The organism is Acinetobacter sp. 1125_18A (genome assembly GCF_052824985.1).
On record NZ_VTDG01000001.1, the window covers coordinates 53,803 to 69,940 of the forward strand.

The window sequence follows — 16,138 nt, forward strand, 5'->3', positions numbered from 1 at the left end:
TTGTTTGAAATAACTATTTTTTGACTGTCGGTATCGCTCAACAAATGTTATATTCGATGAAATTTAGTCAAACCACCAGCCTCGCTGGAACATGTAATAATCGAGATTCAGATGGATGATCAATCTTTAAAACAGCAAGCCCTTTACTATCACGAATTTCCAACACCAGGAAAAATTAGCGTTACGCCAAGTAAGCAACTTGTCAATCAACATGACCTTGCGCTTGCTTACTCACCAGGTGTGGCAGCGCCTTGTTTAGAAATTGAAAAAGACCCTTCAAAAGCAGCGCTTTATACTGCTCGTGGCAACTTGGTTGCAGTGGTCAGTAATGGTACAGCCGTTTTAGGTCTAGGTAATATTGGTCCATTAGCATCTAAGCCTGTAATGGAAGGCAAAGGCGTATTATTTAAAAAGTTTGCTGGTGTAGACGTTTTTGATATTGAAATTGCTGAAAATGATCCTGACAAAATTGTGGATATCGTTGCGGCTTTAGAACCTACTTTTGGTGGTATTAACCTCGAAGATATTAAAGCACCAGAGTGTTTTTATATTGAGCAAAAGCTTCGTGAACGCATGAAAATCCCTGTGTTCCATGATGACCAACACGGTACCTCAATTATTGTAGGTTCAGCCCTTCTCAATGCTTTGCAATTGAATGGCAAAAAAATTGACGAAATCAAAATTGTTGCTTCAGGTGCAGGGGCTGCGGCACTTTCTTGTTTAGACTTGCTGTGTGCAATTGGTGCTAAAAAAGAAAATATCGTGGTTGCTGACTCACGCGGTTTATTGACCACTAAACGTGAAGGCTTGGATGAGTCTAAAAAGCGTTATGTGCAAGATATTGAGGGTACTCAACTTGCAGATGTGATTGCAGATGCAGATATGTTCCTTGGCCTTTCTGCGGCAGGCATTTTAACCAAAGAAATGGTTAAAGTTATGGCGGCTGATCCAATCATCTTTGCATTGGCAAACCCAGATCCAGAGATTTTACCTGAACATGCACATGAAGTACGTCCAGATGTAATCATGGCAACTGGTCGTTCAGATTATCCGAACCAAGTAAACAATGCGCTTTGCTTCCCTTATATCTTCCGTGGTGCGCTAGATGTTGGCGCTACGACGATTAATGAAGAAATGAAAATTGCTTGTGTACATGCAATTGCACGTATGGCACATGTTGAAGCGGATGCCGCATCTTATGGTGAAAAATCTGCATCATTTGGTCGTGATTACTTAATTCCACGTCCACTTGATCAACGCTTAATTCTTGAAATTGCTCCTGCTGTTGCACAAGCTGCAATGGATTCAGGTGTTGCAAGTCGCCCAATTGCGGATTTCTCGGCTTATCGTCAACGTCTATCTGAATTTGTTTATAATTCAGCATTGATGATGAAACCAATTTTTGCACAAGCGAAAACAGCGCCTAAACGTATTGCTTATGCGGAAGGTGAAGATCTTCGTGTATTACGTGCGATTCAAATCGCGGTTGATGAAGGTTTAGCACAACCTATTTTGGTCGGTCGTACTGCAGTCATTGAAGCAAATATCAAAAAATTAGGTTTGCGTCTTGAACACGGTGTAAATATTACCATCGTAGATCAAGAAAAGAATCCTGATTACGATAAGTTTGCAGATGACTATTACAACTTGATGCAACGTAAAGGTGTAACGCCTGAGTATGCACAACGTGAAACACGTCGTCGTTCTACCTTGATTGCAGCAATGTTGGTTCGTCATGGTCTTGCAGATGGTATGCTATGCGGTACTTATGCAAGTTATGATATCCATTTAGACTTTGTGAGAAATGTGATTGGTTTAAAAGAAGGTCGTAATAACTTCTTTACGCTTAATGCATTGATGCTTGAAGATCGCAATATCTTTATGGCAGATACATATGTAAATACCAACCCGACTGCTGAACAGCTTGCTGAAATGACTATTTTAGCTGCTGAAGAAGTTCGTCGTTTCGGTATGACGCCGAAAGTTGCATTACTTTCGCATTCTAGCTTTGGTTCAGATCAAAATGATCCAAGTGCACAAAAAATGCGTAAAGTATTTGAAATCTTGACTGAAATCGCACCTGAATTAGAAGTAGATGGCGAAATGCATGCAGATGCTGCACTTGATGAAAATATTCGTCATTTTGCATTCCCAAATTCACGCTTCAAAGGTTCAGCGAACTTGTTGATTATGCCAAATCTTGATGCGGCAAATATTTCATTCAACTTGTTAAAATCAACGTCAGGCAATAATGTGACTATTGGTCCTATCTTGCTTGGTGCTGCTAAACCTGTGCATATTTTAACACCTACAGCGACAACACGTCGTTTAGTTAATATGACAGCTTTAACCGTTGCTGAGATTCAACAAGCTGAAGGCTAAGCTTGAAGTCAATTTAACATCAATACCGCAGAACTTTAGTCAATCACTCAAGTTCTGTACTTGAGAAAACCTCTATTCTGTTGCATGATGGCATTAAGAATAGAGGTTTTTTCATGCAAGTTTATTTAGTAGGCGGTGCCGTTAGAGATCATTTACTCGGTCATCCCTATCACGAAAAGGATTATGTTGTTGTTGGCGCTACGCCAGAGCAACTTCTTGCCCAAGGTTATCAACCCGTTGGGAAAGATTTCCCTGTGTTTTTACATCCCAAAACAAAAGAAGAATATGCCCTAGCCCGTACTGAGCGTAAATCGGGACACGGTTATCATGGATTTGAGTTTTTTACCGATCCAGATGTCACCTTAGAAGAGGATTTAATTCGTCGTGACTTAACCATCAATGCCATCGCGATGGATGAAGCAGGTCAAGTGTATGATCCCTATCATGGACAAGATGATTTAGCACATAAAATCCTACGTCACGTTTCAGACGCTTTTGCAGAAGATCCTTTACGCGTACTGCGCGTGGCTCGTTTTGCTGCTCGTTATGCGCAATACGGTTTTCGCATTGCTGATGAAACACTTACATTGATGCGTCAATTGGCTGAATCTGGCGAATTAGAAGCACTGACACCTGAACGTGTTTGGAAAGAAACCTCTCGTGCTTTAATGGAACGTCATGCCGATGTTTACTTTGAAGTGTTACGTGAGTGTGGTGCATTAAAAGTGCTCTTTCCTGAAATAGATGCCCTGTTTGGCGTTCCACAACGACCTGAATATCATCCTGAGATTGATTGCGGTATTCATACACTGATGTCTTTACAGCAAGCATGTAAAGCCAATTATTCTTTAGATGTTCGTTTTGCAGTATTGGTACATGACTTGGGCAAAGCTTTAACACCGAAAGATGAATTACCTCGTCATATCATGCATGAAGAACGTGGGATTCAGCCTGTCACAGATGTGTGTGATCGTTTACGTGTACCCACTCAAACGAAACAGCTTGCTCTAGCCGTGTGTAAAGAACATTTAAAATGTCATCAGGCTTTTACCTTAAAACCAGGCACCTTATGGCGTTTGTTACAGCGTTTAGATGTGCTGCGTCGTCCTGAGCGGGTCGAAGCTTTTGCGCAAGCCTGTGAATGTGATGCTAAAGGCCGCTTAGGTTTAGAAAATCGCGAATACCCACAAGCGCATTACCTATTAGATGCAATGAAAACTGTACGCACGATTAAAGCATCGGATTTACCCTCAGATATTCAAGGTCCTGATATCGGTGAAATGTTGATTCAAAAACGTATTGAAGCGATTGCTGATTTAAAGCATGAGTTAGGTCATCATCATCATACGGTTTAAAAAAAACGCCTCTCAGTAATGAGAGGCTTTTTTAGATATCGTATTTTCTTTTAAATAATATTCAATCATTCTGTGAGCATAGCATTTATAAATATCAGCCTATGGCCCAAACGATTTTATATCAAGACACATCTGCAGGAAATGTAATCACCTTTTCCAATTTCATTTGGTTCATCACCACCATTAACAAACGATCAATTCCCAAAGCAATACCCGCACAATCTGACATATTCGGTAAAGCAGCGAGCAAATACTCATCGATTGGCATCACATGTAAACCCAGCTTTTCACGCTCAGTATTATCTGCTTGAAAACGACTACGCAAAACCTCAGCATCAATCAACTCATCATAGGCATTGGCAAGTTCTAACCCTTCAATATAGAGCTCAAAACGTGCAGCAACTAACTCACCATCCTCATCCAATTTAGTCTTTGCCAAAGAGGCCAATTCTGGGGGGAAATCAGTTAAAAATACCGGCGTATCAAAACCTAAACTTGGCTCAACCATATGAGAAAATAACAAATCAATATAGGCCAAACGATCATCACCCAAATCCAGATTGAGTCCTACACGGTGTGCCACATCTTTTAATTGTTGCAAAGTTGCTTGCAGTGGATTCAAGTCCAAACGATCAATAAATGCATGCTTATAACTGAGTACGGTTGGTCGAACTTCACCAAAACGTTCATCCAAAACCACATTCAATAAATCAGTGACTTCTAGCATCAAATCTTTCAAGCTGAACTGCGGACGATACCATTCCAACATAGTAAATTCACTATTGTGTTTACGCCCATGTTCATCATCTCGGAAAACTTTACAAATTTGATAAACCGCACCACTGCCACTCGCCAATAAACGCTTCATGGCAAACTCTGGTGAAGTTTGTAAATAATGCGTTTGTTTTTTGCCATGTACATGACGCTGAGCCTGTACAGAAGCCAGATGGACATCGGTTACACCTGCTTGAGACAAGATCGGAGTTTCAACCTCTAAAACATCACGCTCAATAAAAAATTGGCGAATTTGTCTATAGAGTTTTGCTCGTGCTTTAAGCGCCTGAATATCACAAGTCGGTTTAAAATCTATGCTCATGCTTTTGGCCCTCCATGAGCAGCCCATTCACGGCGCAAAGGATAAGTTTTACGAAGGTAATCAAAAGCTTTTTGATCCACCTTGCCATCCTTTAAGCAATCTCTTAAATTTTCATCATCTCGCTGAATATTGTAAATTTCAGTTAAGTATTTTTTCAGCGTTTGTTTAATGTTATTGCCATAAAAATATTGTTCACATGCCGGTAATTGTGATTCAAATTTCTTATGTGCGGTATAGGCAAATGTTTTACAAAATGCATCATAAATCATCTGAGTACCGCGTGCTTTACCTTCGAGACTGTAACCCGCAATATGTGGCGTCACGATTGTAATTAAATCCAGTAGACGTTGTGAAATCTCAGGCTCATGTTCAAAAACATCCAACACCACTTTACGACGTGTTTTTAAGATATCTGCCATTAATGCTGCTTCTTCAACAACAGCACCACGCGCTGAATTAATTAAAATGGTCTCTGGCTGCATTAGCGCCAATGCATCAGCATTGATTAAATGATGTGTTGCAAACGGCCCTGTTTGGGTTAAAGGCACATGTATGCTGATCGCATCGGCTTTCTTTAATAAAGCGTCAAATTCAACTTGCTGAACATTTTCTCGTTGTACCAAGGGATCATAGCCAATTACATTCCAGCCCAACAACTGAGCCATATATGCTAATCGTGTTCCCACATTGCCTAGACCAATAATGCCTAAAGTAAACTTTTTCCCTAAATCTAGAAAATCTTGATTGAGATGCAGTAAAGCCGTAATCACATATTCTGCAACGGCTTGTGCATTGCAACCTGCTGCATTTGACCATGCAATTTGATGCTTTTCTAATGCTGGAATATCTAGATGATCTGTACCTATGGTTGCACTACCAACAAATTTTAGTGCTGTATCTTGGATCAATTGTTCATTGACTTTTGTTATAGAGCGTACCAATAACGCATCTGCATCATTCACATCATGATGAGTCAAATTGCGTCCTGCTGCTTGATGAATGGTTCCGAATTCTGAAAAGAAATATTCAGTAAATGCTAGATTTTCATCTGCAACAATTTTCATAGCGTCATCCACAAGTTTAACTGCCGCTATGATAAACCTTTGAACCACTTAAGACTATGCAGTTCATACATCAAATTTTTTAAAAATGGCATAAAAAAACCCGCAAGATGACTTACGGGTTTTTAATTCTGAATATTTGTTTAGAACAAACGATTCATACCATTCAATGTTGCCACACGATAGGCTTCTGCCATTGTTGGATAGTTAAATGTCGTTTCAACAAAATACTTAATGGTATTGTTTCCACTTTGCATCACTGCCTGTCCAATATGAATAATTTCGGCCGCATTATTGCCGAAACAATGCACACCTAATAACTCTAAGGTATCACGATGGAATAACAGTTTAAGCTCGCCGACTGTATCCCCTGTAATTTGCGCACGCGCCAAATGACGGAATGATGCTTGTCCAACTTCATATGGAATTTTTTCAGCAGTTAACTGACTTTCAGTTTTACCAAAGAATGAAATTTCAGGGATGGTGTAAATCCCAGTCGGAATATCTTTCACTGGTTTAACATTTTCTTCGCCGCTCATATTTGAACCAGCGCAACGACCTTGGTCATATGCTGCAGAAGCAAGGGATGGCCAACCCACAACATCACCTGCTGCATAGATATTTTCAACTTCGGTTTGATATTGATCATTTACCGCAAGTTGCCCACGGCTATTTGGTGTAATGCCTACATTTTCAAGACCTAAACCATCGGTATTTCCTGAACGGCCATTACACCAAAGAATGGCATCAGCTTTAATTTTTTTACCGCTTTGCAAATACAAGACCACATGATCATCAAACGTTTCTAAATGATCAATTTGCTCATTGTGACGCATTAACACGCCTTGTTCACGTAGGTGATAAGACAACGCGTCAGCAATTTCATCATCGAGATAACTGAGCAGCTGATGTTGTGTATTGATCAAGTCAACTTTATGGTCTAAACCAATAAAGATAGATGCATATTCACAACCAATTACACCCGCTCCATAAATAATAATTTTATGAATTGGGTAATCCAAATCTAAAATTTTATCTGAATCAAATACACGCGGATGGTTAAAGTCTAGACCTTGCGGGTGATAAGGACGGCTACCTGTGGCAACCACAAGCTGTTTGAAAACTAAAGTTTCTTTAACACCATCTTCACTAAAAATAATCACCGTATTTTTATCTTGGATATATGCGCGACCGTGAAATACATCAATATGGTTACGGTCATAAAAACGTGAATGGGTATCAACTTGCTGTTGAATCACTTTATGCGCATTACGCAAAACTTGCTTCATAGTGAATTGTTTCCAATCCCCTACTTTTTTAAACATTGGATCACGTTGGTAACGGATAATACTTGAAACTGTCTGACGTAAAGCCTTACTTGGGATGGTGCCGACATGGGTACAGTTACCACCAAGTTGCTCACGAATATCTACAATTGCAACACGCTTACCCGATTTAGCAAGCTTCATTGCCGCGCCTTCACCAGCAGGACCAGAGCCAAGTACGACCGCATCGTATTTCACAAATTTCCCACTAACGACTTCTTTCTTACGTGGCATTCAAAGCTCCTTATAGTAAATTCAGTCTATCTCTTGTCTTATGCGATATTATGACCTAAACCAAAACAATTTTCTGTATTTCGCATGCATATATTCTGTGATAACGACATTTAGTATATGAATAGTGTTTTTGCCCTATCTTTTTGCATTTCCGCTATAATGAGCATAATCTCCCCCGTAGAAAACAGTGGAAAAGTTGAATATGTCAGAGAACCGTAAACCAGAACAGGGTGTCAAATTACGTGGCGCGGAAAAAGTTGCTCGTATACCTGTAAAAGTTATTCCGACGGTTGAAGCACCACGAAAGCCGGACTGGATTCGTGTCAAAATGGCTGCGCCTGATGAAGTTCAACGAATCAAAACCACTTTACGTGCACAAAAATTACATACTGTGTGTGAAGAAGCAGCTTGTCCTAACCTTCCAGAATGTTTCGGTGGTGGTACTGCAACCTTTATGATCATGGGTGATATTTGTACCCGTCGCTGCCCGTTCTGCGATGTTGCACATGGTCGTCCAAATGCACTTGATCCTGATGAACCTCGTCATATGGCAGAAACCATCGCCAATCTCGGTTTAAAGTATGCAGTGATTACCTCTGTAGACCGTGATGATCTTTTGGATGGTGGTGCGCAACATTTTGTTGATTGTATTCAAGAAGCGCGTCAACTCAGCCCAAAAACACTATTAGAAATATTGGTTCCAGATTTCCGTGGTCGTATGGATATTGCACTGCGTATCATGACCGAATGTCCACCAGATGTATTTAACCATAACATCGAAACAGTACCTCGCCTCTATAAAGCGATGCGCCCGGGTTCAGACTATCAACATTCTTTAAACTTATTAAAAATGTTTAAAGAATACTGCCCTGATGTGCCAACAAAATGTGGTTTGATGGTGGGTATTGGTGAAACCGAAGAAGAAGTGATTGCCCTGTTAGATGATCTACATGCACATGGTGTCGATTATGTGACAATTGGTCAATACTTACAGCCTTCTAAAGAACATGCGCCAATTGATCGCTTTGTTACGCCAGAAGAATTTGAGCGTTATACTGCACACGGTCACAAACTTGGTTTCAGAAATATCTGGGCTGCTCCAATGGTTCGTTCAAGCTATTTTGCAGATCGTCAATATTATGGTGAACCTGTTCCAGTGGTACGTCGTAAAGTTGATCCTGCGAAAAAAATTGCGGTACAAGCCATCGAAGCTTAAGTCATTGTTCAAAAAATTTAAGCGTCAAAAAAGCACTCAAAATTGAGTGCTTTTTTACAGATATTTTTGATCTTTAACGACACTTCCCTGTAGTTTTACCTTCAACACTACTCATACTGCTTTGTAGTTTCGTCAGTGTAGAGCATTGTAAATTTCCTGAAATCATTGATTTATTTAAGCTCAATATTGACGAAACCTGACCTGCAAGCACATCCCCCTCAACAGAAGAATTGACCAATTTCAATACTTTGGCGGTATTGGCTTGCACATTTCCACTCACTGAAGAATTATTTAAAATCAAACTCCCACCATTGAGTACATTCACATTTCCATCAACGGATGTACTATTTAAGGTACATGTTGCACCTGCTGGTACAGTTAAGTTTGCCACAGCATTATTACTGATTGTACTTGAACAATTTGCAGCAAATCCAAGTGGAGCTATGCCTAAACCACATGCAATTGTGATGAGCTTTAAGAAACGCTTTTTCATTGACATTACCCTTTTGTATTATGAATTTAGAATAAATTTATTGTTGGATGATTTTAAAATATACAGTTAGAAAGTTTAATGACAAATATGTTGATTTCTTTTAACTGGGAATCATGAATTTAAAAATGGATGGCGCTTTAGCTTATTTACCTCATTTTACTGTTGTTGCAGATTTGGGTTAAAATAAATCATTTCCGATTCATAGACTTAGCGACTTTGACTGATTTCAAAATCAGAAAGTCGCTTAAATTAAAATAAATGTCTTTATTTTACTTTCTGCTTAAGTTCCTCAACGTAGTCTGCGTAATTCAACATTAAGCCCTTCCCAGTCAAATCTTCAGGGAGCAATTTAGTACAAAACCAATTGTCGGTCCAAGTATGATTTTGTGGAAAATATAAGCTTACTAGCTCACCTTTAACTTCTTTTTTAATCTCAGCAATAACCTTCTTTGTTTTTGCTGTCCCCATTTGTTTACTAAGATATTTGAATATCAGCTGTTGCAATTCCTTCTGGTAACGCCCGTGCTGTTGATACCACTGATCATACAAGCGTTGTAGTTCTGGCTCTGTCGATGCATCAAACTTCTTACATGAAGCAAGTGTTTTTGGAAACAAGGCTGGTACATCTAAATAAGCCGTATATAGAAACTGTAGCTTGCCTGTACCGTCTGCACGTGCAACAGATGTCGCCAATAGCAAAACACAACACAAAACTATCCGTGGAATATTGAAAAGAGATTTTTTCATATTATATTTTCCTTCTCACTGCCGAATGTATGATTCGCACATCGTGTTAGACCACGACAAAGTACATATTGGACTAGATTTAACCACCAACTATAAATAGTTGATTAATATTTTATTTATAAAAACTTAACAATAATCTTTGACTATACCATTTAAAAACCCACAAGGCTAAGGTTTGCTTCAGTTTTTTGACTGCCTCAAATCACATTATAATTAGTTGTATAAATCGCCAAGTACGGTATGTAAGTTTAAATCTGACAAAATTTTTATAGAGTATTTATCCAGTCAAATCGGTTTCTCACTTATGTAAGCATCTAAATAAAATACGCATCGTTTTTTAGACTGGCTCGTTTGCAAGCCTAAGCATTTCATTTAGAAATCTCTTAACGATACTGTTTTATCTATTATTTTAATTATCTATCTTATTGTTAAATCAATATTATTTTATTTTTCATACATCGTTAAATTTTAACGATTAATATAATTTTACATTTTTTTAACGGCAACACTTCAACTTGACCTTAACATAGTGATTTTAGTCTTAGTAAAAATTGATGATGAAAAAATTAACTTTAGCTATTTCAGCAACCCTATTTTCTGGGCTTTGTTTTGCCCAAAACCCATTAAGTGTACATGTATTAAATCTTGAAAATGGCTTACCTTCAAGCAATGTTAAAGTCATTCTTGAAGCGCAACAAAAAGATAAATGGGTAAAAATTAATGAGGGAAGTACTGATAGTAATGGGCGAATTTCATCTTTATACCCTGAAAACAAAGCCTTAGATAAAGGTGTCTACAAGGTTACTTTTCAAACAGGTGAATGGTTTAAACAAAATAACCAACGTGCTTTTTTCCCAGAAGTTCCTGTGGTTTTTGTGATTGATGGAAGTCTTGAACATTACCATATTCCTCTCTTGATTAGCCCTTATGGATATTCAACATATCGTGGGAATTGATTGATCATACCAAGTTAAATTTTAGGCATAAAAAAACCGATGTTTTTTTAACATCGGTTTTTCTTGATACACAACTTAATTAAGCCTTTAACCATTTCTCAGCTTTGGCTTGATCTAATACAGTTAACTCAACCCTAGTCAACGCAACTTCACCACCTTGCAACTCAAATTGTAAAAACTCATCACGACGGAATGCATAAACTGTAAATTGACCTTGCTGTTTTGCATATTGGTTTAAAAGTTTTTCAGACGCTTTTAAACCATCAATCGCAATGATCACATCATTGGCAGACAGCCCCGCTTTTGCACCAACACCATCACGACGCGCTTGCTGAATAATGACACCCTCAGCTTTTTCAGCAACTTTCAAACCAAATGGAAGTGCTTTTTCATTTTGCAAGCTATAGCTCAAACCAAATTCAGGGAACAATTGATCCAGTGGTAACTCATCTGTGGTATTAATCAAATGATTAATCTGTTCGATCCAATTATCGCCAGTCAGTTCATTACACAGTTCGACAATCGTACGCTCATTGACTTGCATGCCCTTTTGGGTATTTTCATACAAACGGCGCATTAAGGCATCCAAACTAGAACCACGTAAACGTAGACCTAAATCTAAACTGAGTGCAACCAAACAGCCTTTATTGTAATAACTGGTTCCAGCATTATTTGAGTTTTCATCCTGACGGTAAAATTTAATCCAAGCATCAAAACTAGACTCTGAAACAGATTGAATAAAACGTCCTGGATTTTGTAGATAACGATCAATTTGCCCTTTTAACAACTTTAAATAAGATGCTTGAGAAATCACACCACTGCGATACAGAATCAAATCATCGTAATAAGAGGTGAAACCTTCAAAAATCCATAACAGTGAGGTATAGCCTTCCTGATCCAAATCATAATTTGCAAAATTTTCAGGGCGGATAAATTTAACCAACCACGAATGAAAATATTCATGGCTACACAATCCAAGGAAGCGTTGATAATCCGCAGAAGGCTCTACAGGTTCATTTACTTTAGGAAAATCATCACGTGGCGAAATCAGGCTAGTACTATTAGGATGCTCTAAACCACCATAACTATTGCCAGTTGCCATAGTCATAAAAGTATAGTTTTCAAAAGGCGCTGAACCAAACATTGAAATTTCTGTACTACAGATTTTTTCAAGGTCTTGCTTCATACGCGCTGCATTCATTGTATGCTGACCAGAAACCACAAATTCATGTGGAATCCCGTTCGCTTCAAAACTAAAACGGGTTTGATCCGCCAATTCAAATGGTGCATCAATCAATTGTGCATAATTGTTGGCTTTTAAGGTATAGCGCCCTTTCACCAAGCTTCTTGATTCTAAACCTGTGGCAATTTGAAAATGCTTTAATTCTTCAGGTAAAAATACTTCAACTTCGATTGCTGATTCTTCTTGGTCTTGTAGCCCTAGGCAGACACAAGCAGGATTGACATATAAACGGGTTTGATCGACATACGCGCCACGTACCGAAAGGTCATAGGCATAAACATCATATTCAACAGTAATCAGTTCATGGTCGGTGTTATATAAACGCCATTTATTTTTTTCAAACTTATTAATTTGCAGTTGACGACCCGCTTCATCATAGGCTTTCACAGATTCGATATGTTTAGAAAATTCACGGATCAAATAGCTACCAGGAATCCATGTAGGAAGTGACAAAACTTGGGTAGGGTTCGCCAGAAAGCGCAATGTGACATGAATGAGGTGCTGACGGTAATCGTCAAATTCAATCTGATAATGCAACATAAATATATATTCGAAAATAGACAGTGAGAAATTACCAATTAGATTAGCATTTTTTTACAAAGTCAGGCGATTTTAGTCGAAATTGTCTACTATTCTGACTAGCGAAGAGTGAAAAAAAGGCATAGCATTCGCAAAGTTTATGCACTCTTGCCATAGGATTGGCTTAAAGGTAAATCTGTTGAAAATTCTTGCTTCTTTTATCGCGATAACTGGCTTGGTTTGCTCCACGTTTGTTAACGCCGCTTTACTTAATATTAATCCGCAATCTGTTGAAGCTGAAGCTTGGACAATATTAGATACGCAATCGGGTCAAACCATTGCTGAATATAATAGTCATGTACAGCGCGCACCAGCATCCATGACCAAAATGATGGTCGCTTATATTGCGTTGAAAGAACTCAAAGCGGGTCATATCAAAAAAGAAGAGATTATTACTGCAACCCCTGTGGTTCAGATGGTGCAATGGGATGAATCTCAAATGTACCTAAAGCAAGGTGAGCAAATCTCAATTGACCAACTTCTTGCTGGATTGATTGTGATGTCTGCCAATGATGCAGCAGTAACACTGGCAGAACGCATCTCAGGTAGCGTACCTGCATTTGTTGCTCGTATGAATCAAGAAGCACAAGCCTTGGGAATGAAGGATACTCATTTTGCCAACCCTCCCGGTATTACCATGCCTGATCATTTTTCGTCAGCGCATGATATGGCGATCTTAGGTCAAGCAGTGACATCACAAACCCCTGAATATATGCATTATTCAGTGATGCCAAGTTTTAGTTATAACCAACATTTTCATCATGCCACCAACCTTGTTTTAAAGTCTGATCCAAGTGTAGATGGTTTAAAAACAGGTTTTACCAAAGCAGCAGGCTATAACTTAGCACTGACAGCGCATCGTCCTTCTGCCATTACAGAGTCTCCTGATCGTCGTTTAATTGTGGTGGTGATGGGTGCAAAAAGTGCAGTTAAACGCGCGGAAATTGCACATAAACTGTTAAACTTGGGCTATGCCTATACCCGTGATGAAGTCGCAATTAAAGACAAACAGCTGATTGCTGAGCTCCCTGTGGTTAAATCCACCTTGAAAATGTTTAAGGTTGAAGCAAAAAAACCTCAACTCATTACCACATCTTTATATAACGATGCGACACCAATTGATTTAGCGACTTTTGATGTTGTAAATAGCCGTATTATGAAAACTGAAGCAAATGGTCTATTGGCAACAGTTGAACCGCTTACAACAACTCAAACCCATTTGAATGTTGAACTGAATGAGACATCACTTACCGCACCTTTAGAAAAGATCATGCATTTGGCAAAAGTGAATGTTTACCAAAACAATCAACTGATTCAAAGTTTTGATATTGAAGATGAAGTGCATATCGAACAAGCCTCTTGGTTTGAACGTTTAATAGAATGGATCAAGTCAATTTTTGGAATTTAATTAAAACCAACCAATTTACTTAGATTTATTATAATTATGTAACCTGTAATACAAAAAAAACCTAAACAATTAAATAGAATGGCATATTTATGCCATTCTATTTTCATAACAACAATTTAGGTTTTCTATGTCAAATCTACATCATATCGTGATTGTTGGTGGTGGCGCTGGTGGTTTAGAACTGGTGACACAACTCGGTGATACGCTTGGAAAGAGTAAAAAAGCCAAAATCACCCTTGTTGACCAAAAACTCACCCATATCTGGAAACCATTGCTGCATGAAATTGCGGCTGGTACCATGAACCCAAGTGATGAAGAAACCAATTATTATGCGCATGCAGCCAAGCATCACTATGAATTTGTCTTGGGCCGTTTTGAACATTTAGATCGTGATAACAAAACCATCGAGCTTAGCAAAACCCAAACCAGTAAATATGAATCCAATCAAGAGCAAATCACACTGCATTATGACACTTTAATTCTGGCCGTCGGCTCAGTCTCCAATGACTTTAATACGCCTGGAGTTAAAGAATTTTGTCATTATCTCGACAGTCGCCAACAAGCAGAAGTCTTCCAACAGGACTTACTGCACTTGTATTTAGATGCACAAAATAAAAATATTGATCGTGAATTACACATTGCCGTGATTGGTGCAGGCGCAACAGGTGTTGAACTTTCAGCTGAGTTGGTTCAAGCCAAACAGAACTTTTATAAATATGGTTTAAATAAAATTAACCCAAACAATGTCAAAATTACTTTGGTTGAAGGCGCTGATCGTATCTTACCTGCACTTTCTGAAAAAATGGCTGAGCATGCCACACAGCAATTACAACGAATGAAAATAGATGTATTAACGGGCAAACGTGTTGAAAAAGTAGATGCTGAAAAAGTCTATTTTAGTGATGGCACATCCGTAGAAGCACAATTAAAAGTTTGGGCAGCAGGGATAAAAACCCCTAAAGTAATTGCCAACTTAGCAGGCTTTGAAAAAGATCGCATGGGGCGTTTAAACGTATACGCAACCTTACAGACTCAGGCTGATCCAAACATTTTTGCCTTTGGTGATTGCGCCCACTGTATCTTAGATGCAAGAGAAGCACCACTTGGTCCACGTGCACAAGTCGCAAGTCAACAAGCTTCGTTTCTTGTAGATGCAATGAATGCACGTATCAAAGGACGACCACAGCCAATGTTCCAGTTCGCAGACAAAGGCTCACTGGTATCACTCAGTGAAAATAAAGCGGTCGGTGAGCTACTTGGTCAGGTCAATGTTCAAGGCTTCGTGGCAAAATCGATGTATGTGTCTTTATATCGTATTCATCAAGCGACGATATATGGCTATGCTCATGCAGGCTTGTTAACGGCTAAAGATTTTGTTACACGAAAAATCGCGCCAAAAATAAAATTGCATTGAAATTTAAATTTTTGCCCATATTTATGAAAAAATGGTCAAAATACAGATGAAAATGCAATTTTTTAGTAATTTTAGTCTACAAAAATTGCTTTTCACTTTATGATGTAGCCTTAAAATTATCGATTACCGAATGGATCAATAACATGACTGCTATTGCAAATAACAACGTGGTTTCTTTCCACTATACGCTGACTAACGCTGAGGGTGAAACTCTCGATAAATCACAAGGTGAACCACTTGCATATTTACATGGCGCAGGTAACATCATTCCTGGTTTAGAAAAAGCTTTAGAAGGTAAAACTGTAGGTGACAAATTTACAGTCACTATCCCAGCTGCTGAAGGTTATGGCGAATATAACCCTGACCTCGTTCAAGAAGTTCCTGCTCAAATGTTCCAAGGTGTTGAGAACATTGAAGCTGGTATGCAGTTCCAAGCTCAAACTGATGATGGTGTTCAAATCGTTACTGTTAAAGCAATCGAAGGTGACAACATCATCGTTGATGCTAACTTCCCATTAGCTGGCCAAGATCTTACTTTTGAAGTTGAAATCGCAGAAGTTCGTGATGCTTCTCCAGAAGAATTAGAGCACGGTCATGTACACGGTGCAGGTGGTCATCACCACTAAGAT

At 38.8% G+C, this 16,138-nt stretch carries 13 protein-coding genes; 7 read left to right on the forward strand and 6 right to left on the reverse strand.

Annotated features, from left to right (window positions below):
- Positions 1-111 precede the first annotated feature (111 nt).
- A complete protein-coding gene (locus tag FY049_RS00265) occupies positions 112-2,382 on the forward strand; it encodes an NADP-dependent malic enzyme (protein WP_004717035.1) in 2,271 nt (756 codons plus the stop codon).
- A 113-nt stretch (positions 2,383-2,495) separates the two neighbouring features.
- Positions 2,496-3,737 (forward strand): multifunctional CCA addition/repair protein, encoded by a 1,242-nt coding sequence (locus FY049_RS00270; protein WP_446082935.1) that lies wholly within the window; start codon positions 2,496-2,498, stop codon positions 3,735-3,737.
- Positions 3,738-3,858: 121 nt separating this feature from the next.
- On the opposite strand, the gene epmA is transcribed toward FY049_RS00270, so the two are convergent.
- The 3 genes from epmA to sthA form a co-directional block, all read right to left on the reverse strand.
- Complete coding sequence (gene epmA / locus FY049_RS00275) at positions 3,859-4,833, reverse strand: EF-P lysine aminoacylase EpmA (protein WP_262781115.1); 975 nt, start codon at positions 4,831-4,833, stop codon at positions 3,859-3,861.
- Positions 4,830-5,897: a 4-phosphoerythronate dehydrogenase gene (locus FY049_RS00280; RefSeq protein WP_056513564.1), complete on the reverse strand. Its 1,068-nt coding sequence runs from the start codon at positions 5,895-5,897 to the stop codon at positions 4,830-4,832. Before FY049_RS00280 ends, epmA begins: the two co-directional genes overlap by 4 nt.
- A 140-nt stretch (positions 5,898-6,037) precedes the next feature.
- Entirely contained in the window at positions 6,038-7,453 is a 1,416-nt protein-coding gene (gene sthA / locus FY049_RS00285; RefSeq protein ID WP_004717049.1) for a Si-specific NAD(P)(+) transhydrogenase, read from the reverse strand.
- 202 nt (positions 7,454-7,655) lie between these two features.
- Between sthA and lipA the strand changes: the two genes are divergently transcribed.
- On the forward strand, positions 7,656-8,669 hold the full coding sequence (gene lipA, locus FY049_RS00290) for a lipoyl synthase (RefSeq protein WP_004717052.1): 1,014 nt from the start codon (positions 7,656-7,658) through the stop codon (positions 8,667-8,669).
- Positions 8,670-8,742: 73 nt separating this feature from the next.
- Here lipA and FY049_RS00295 read toward each other — a convergent pair whose 3' ends face one another.
- Complete coding sequence (locus FY049_RS00295) at positions 8,743-9,162, reverse strand: hypothetical protein (RefSeq protein ID WP_224963966.1); 420 nt, start codon at positions 9,160-9,162, stop codon at positions 8,743-8,745.
- A gap of 264 nt (positions 9,163-9,426) precedes the next feature.
- Complete coding sequence (locus FY049_RS00300) at positions 9,427-9,855, reverse strand: hypothetical protein (RefSeq protein WP_262781112.1); 429 nt, start codon at positions 9,853-9,855, stop codon at positions 9,427-9,429.
- 608 nt (positions 9,856-10,463) lie between these two features.
- Between FY049_RS00300 and uraH the strand changes: the two genes are divergently transcribed.
- The gene (gene uraH / locus FY049_RS00305) at positions 10,464-10,865 is read left to right on the forward strand and encodes a hydroxyisourate hydrolase (RefSeq protein ID WP_081407419.1); all 402 of its coding nucleotides are present in this window, start codon (positions 10,464-10,466) and stop codon (positions 10,863-10,865) included.
- Between the two features lie 79 nt (positions 10,866-10,944).
- Here the strand turns inward: uraH and FY049_RS00310 are convergent, their stop codons facing one another.
- Complete coding sequence (locus tag FY049_RS00310; RefSeq protein WP_446082936.1) at positions 10,945-12,648, reverse strand: M61 family metallopeptidase; 1,704 nt, start codon at positions 12,646-12,648, stop codon at positions 10,945-10,947.
- A 178-nt stretch (positions 12,649-12,826) separates the two neighbouring features.
- On the opposite strand from FY049_RS00310, the gene FY049_RS00315 reads away from it, so the two are divergent.
- The 3 genes from FY049_RS00315 to FY049_RS00325 all read left to right on the forward strand — a co-directional run bounded on the left by FY049_RS00315 (position 12,827) and on the right by FY049_RS00325 (position 16,135).
- Complete coding sequence (locus FY049_RS00315; RefSeq protein ID WP_224963971.1) at positions 12,827-14,095, forward strand: D-alanyl-D-alanine carboxypeptidase PBP6B; 1,269 nt, start codon at positions 12,827-12,829, stop codon at positions 14,093-14,095.
- Between the two features lie 127 nt (positions 14,096-14,222).
- Positions 14,223-15,509: an NAD(P)/FAD-dependent oxidoreductase gene (locus FY049_RS00320; RefSeq protein ID WP_004717064.1), complete on the forward strand. Its 1,287-nt coding sequence runs from the start codon at positions 14,223-14,225 to the stop codon at positions 15,507-15,509.
- A 143-nt stretch (positions 15,510-15,652) separates the two neighbouring features.
- Positions 15,653-16,135 (forward strand): FKBP-type peptidyl-prolyl cis-trans isomerase, encoded by a 483-nt coding sequence (locus FY049_RS00325; protein WP_004717066.1) that lies wholly within the window; start codon positions 15,653-15,655, stop codon positions 16,133-16,135.
- The last annotated feature ends 3 nt before the right edge of the window (positions 16,136-16,138 follow it).

Excerpts from the sequence above, each read along its gene's own strand:
- FY049_RS00325 (WP_004717066.1), top strand. The coding sequence starts at position 15,653 with ATGACTGCTATTGCAAATAACAACGTGGTTTCTTTCCACTATACGCTG.
- uraH (WP_081407419.1), top strand. The coding sequence starts at position 10,464 with ATGATGAAAAAATTAACTTTAGCTATTTCAGCAACCCTATTTTCTGGG.
- epmA (WP_262781115.1), bottom strand. The coding sequence starts at position 4,833 with ATGAGCATAGATTTTAAACCGACTTGTGATATTCAGGCGCTTAAAGCA.
- FY049_RS00310 (WP_446082936.1), bottom strand. The coding sequence starts at position 12,648 with ATGTTGCATTATCAGATTGAATTTGACGATTACCGTCAGCACCTCATT.
- sthA (WP_004717049.1), bottom strand. The coding sequence starts at position 7,453 with ATGCCACGTAAGAAAGAAGTCGTTAGTGGGAAATTTGTGAAATACGAT.
- FY049_RS00295 (WP_224963966.1), bottom strand. The coding sequence starts at position 9,162 with ATGAAAAAGCGTTTCTTAAAGCTCATCACAATTGCATGTGGTTTAGGC.
- FY049_RS00265 (WP_004717035.1), top strand. The coding sequence starts at position 112 with ATGGATGATCAATCTTTAAAACAGCAAGCCCTTTACTATCACGAATTT.
- FY049_RS00270 (WP_446082935.1), top strand. The coding sequence starts at position 2,496 with ATGCAAGTTTATTTAGTAGGCGGTGCCGTTAGAGATCATTTACTCGGT.
- FY049_RS00280 (WP_056513564.1), bottom strand. The coding sequence starts at position 5,897 with ATGAAAATTGTTGCAGATGAAAATCTAGCATTTACTGAATATTTCTTT.
- FY049_RS00320 (WP_004717064.1), top strand. The coding sequence starts at position 14,223 with ATGTCAAATCTACATCATATCGTGATTGTTGGTGGTGGCGCTGGTGGT.
- lipA (WP_004717052.1), top strand. The coding sequence starts at position 7,656 with ATGTCAGAGAACCGTAAACCAGAACAGGGTGTCAAATTACGTGGCGCG.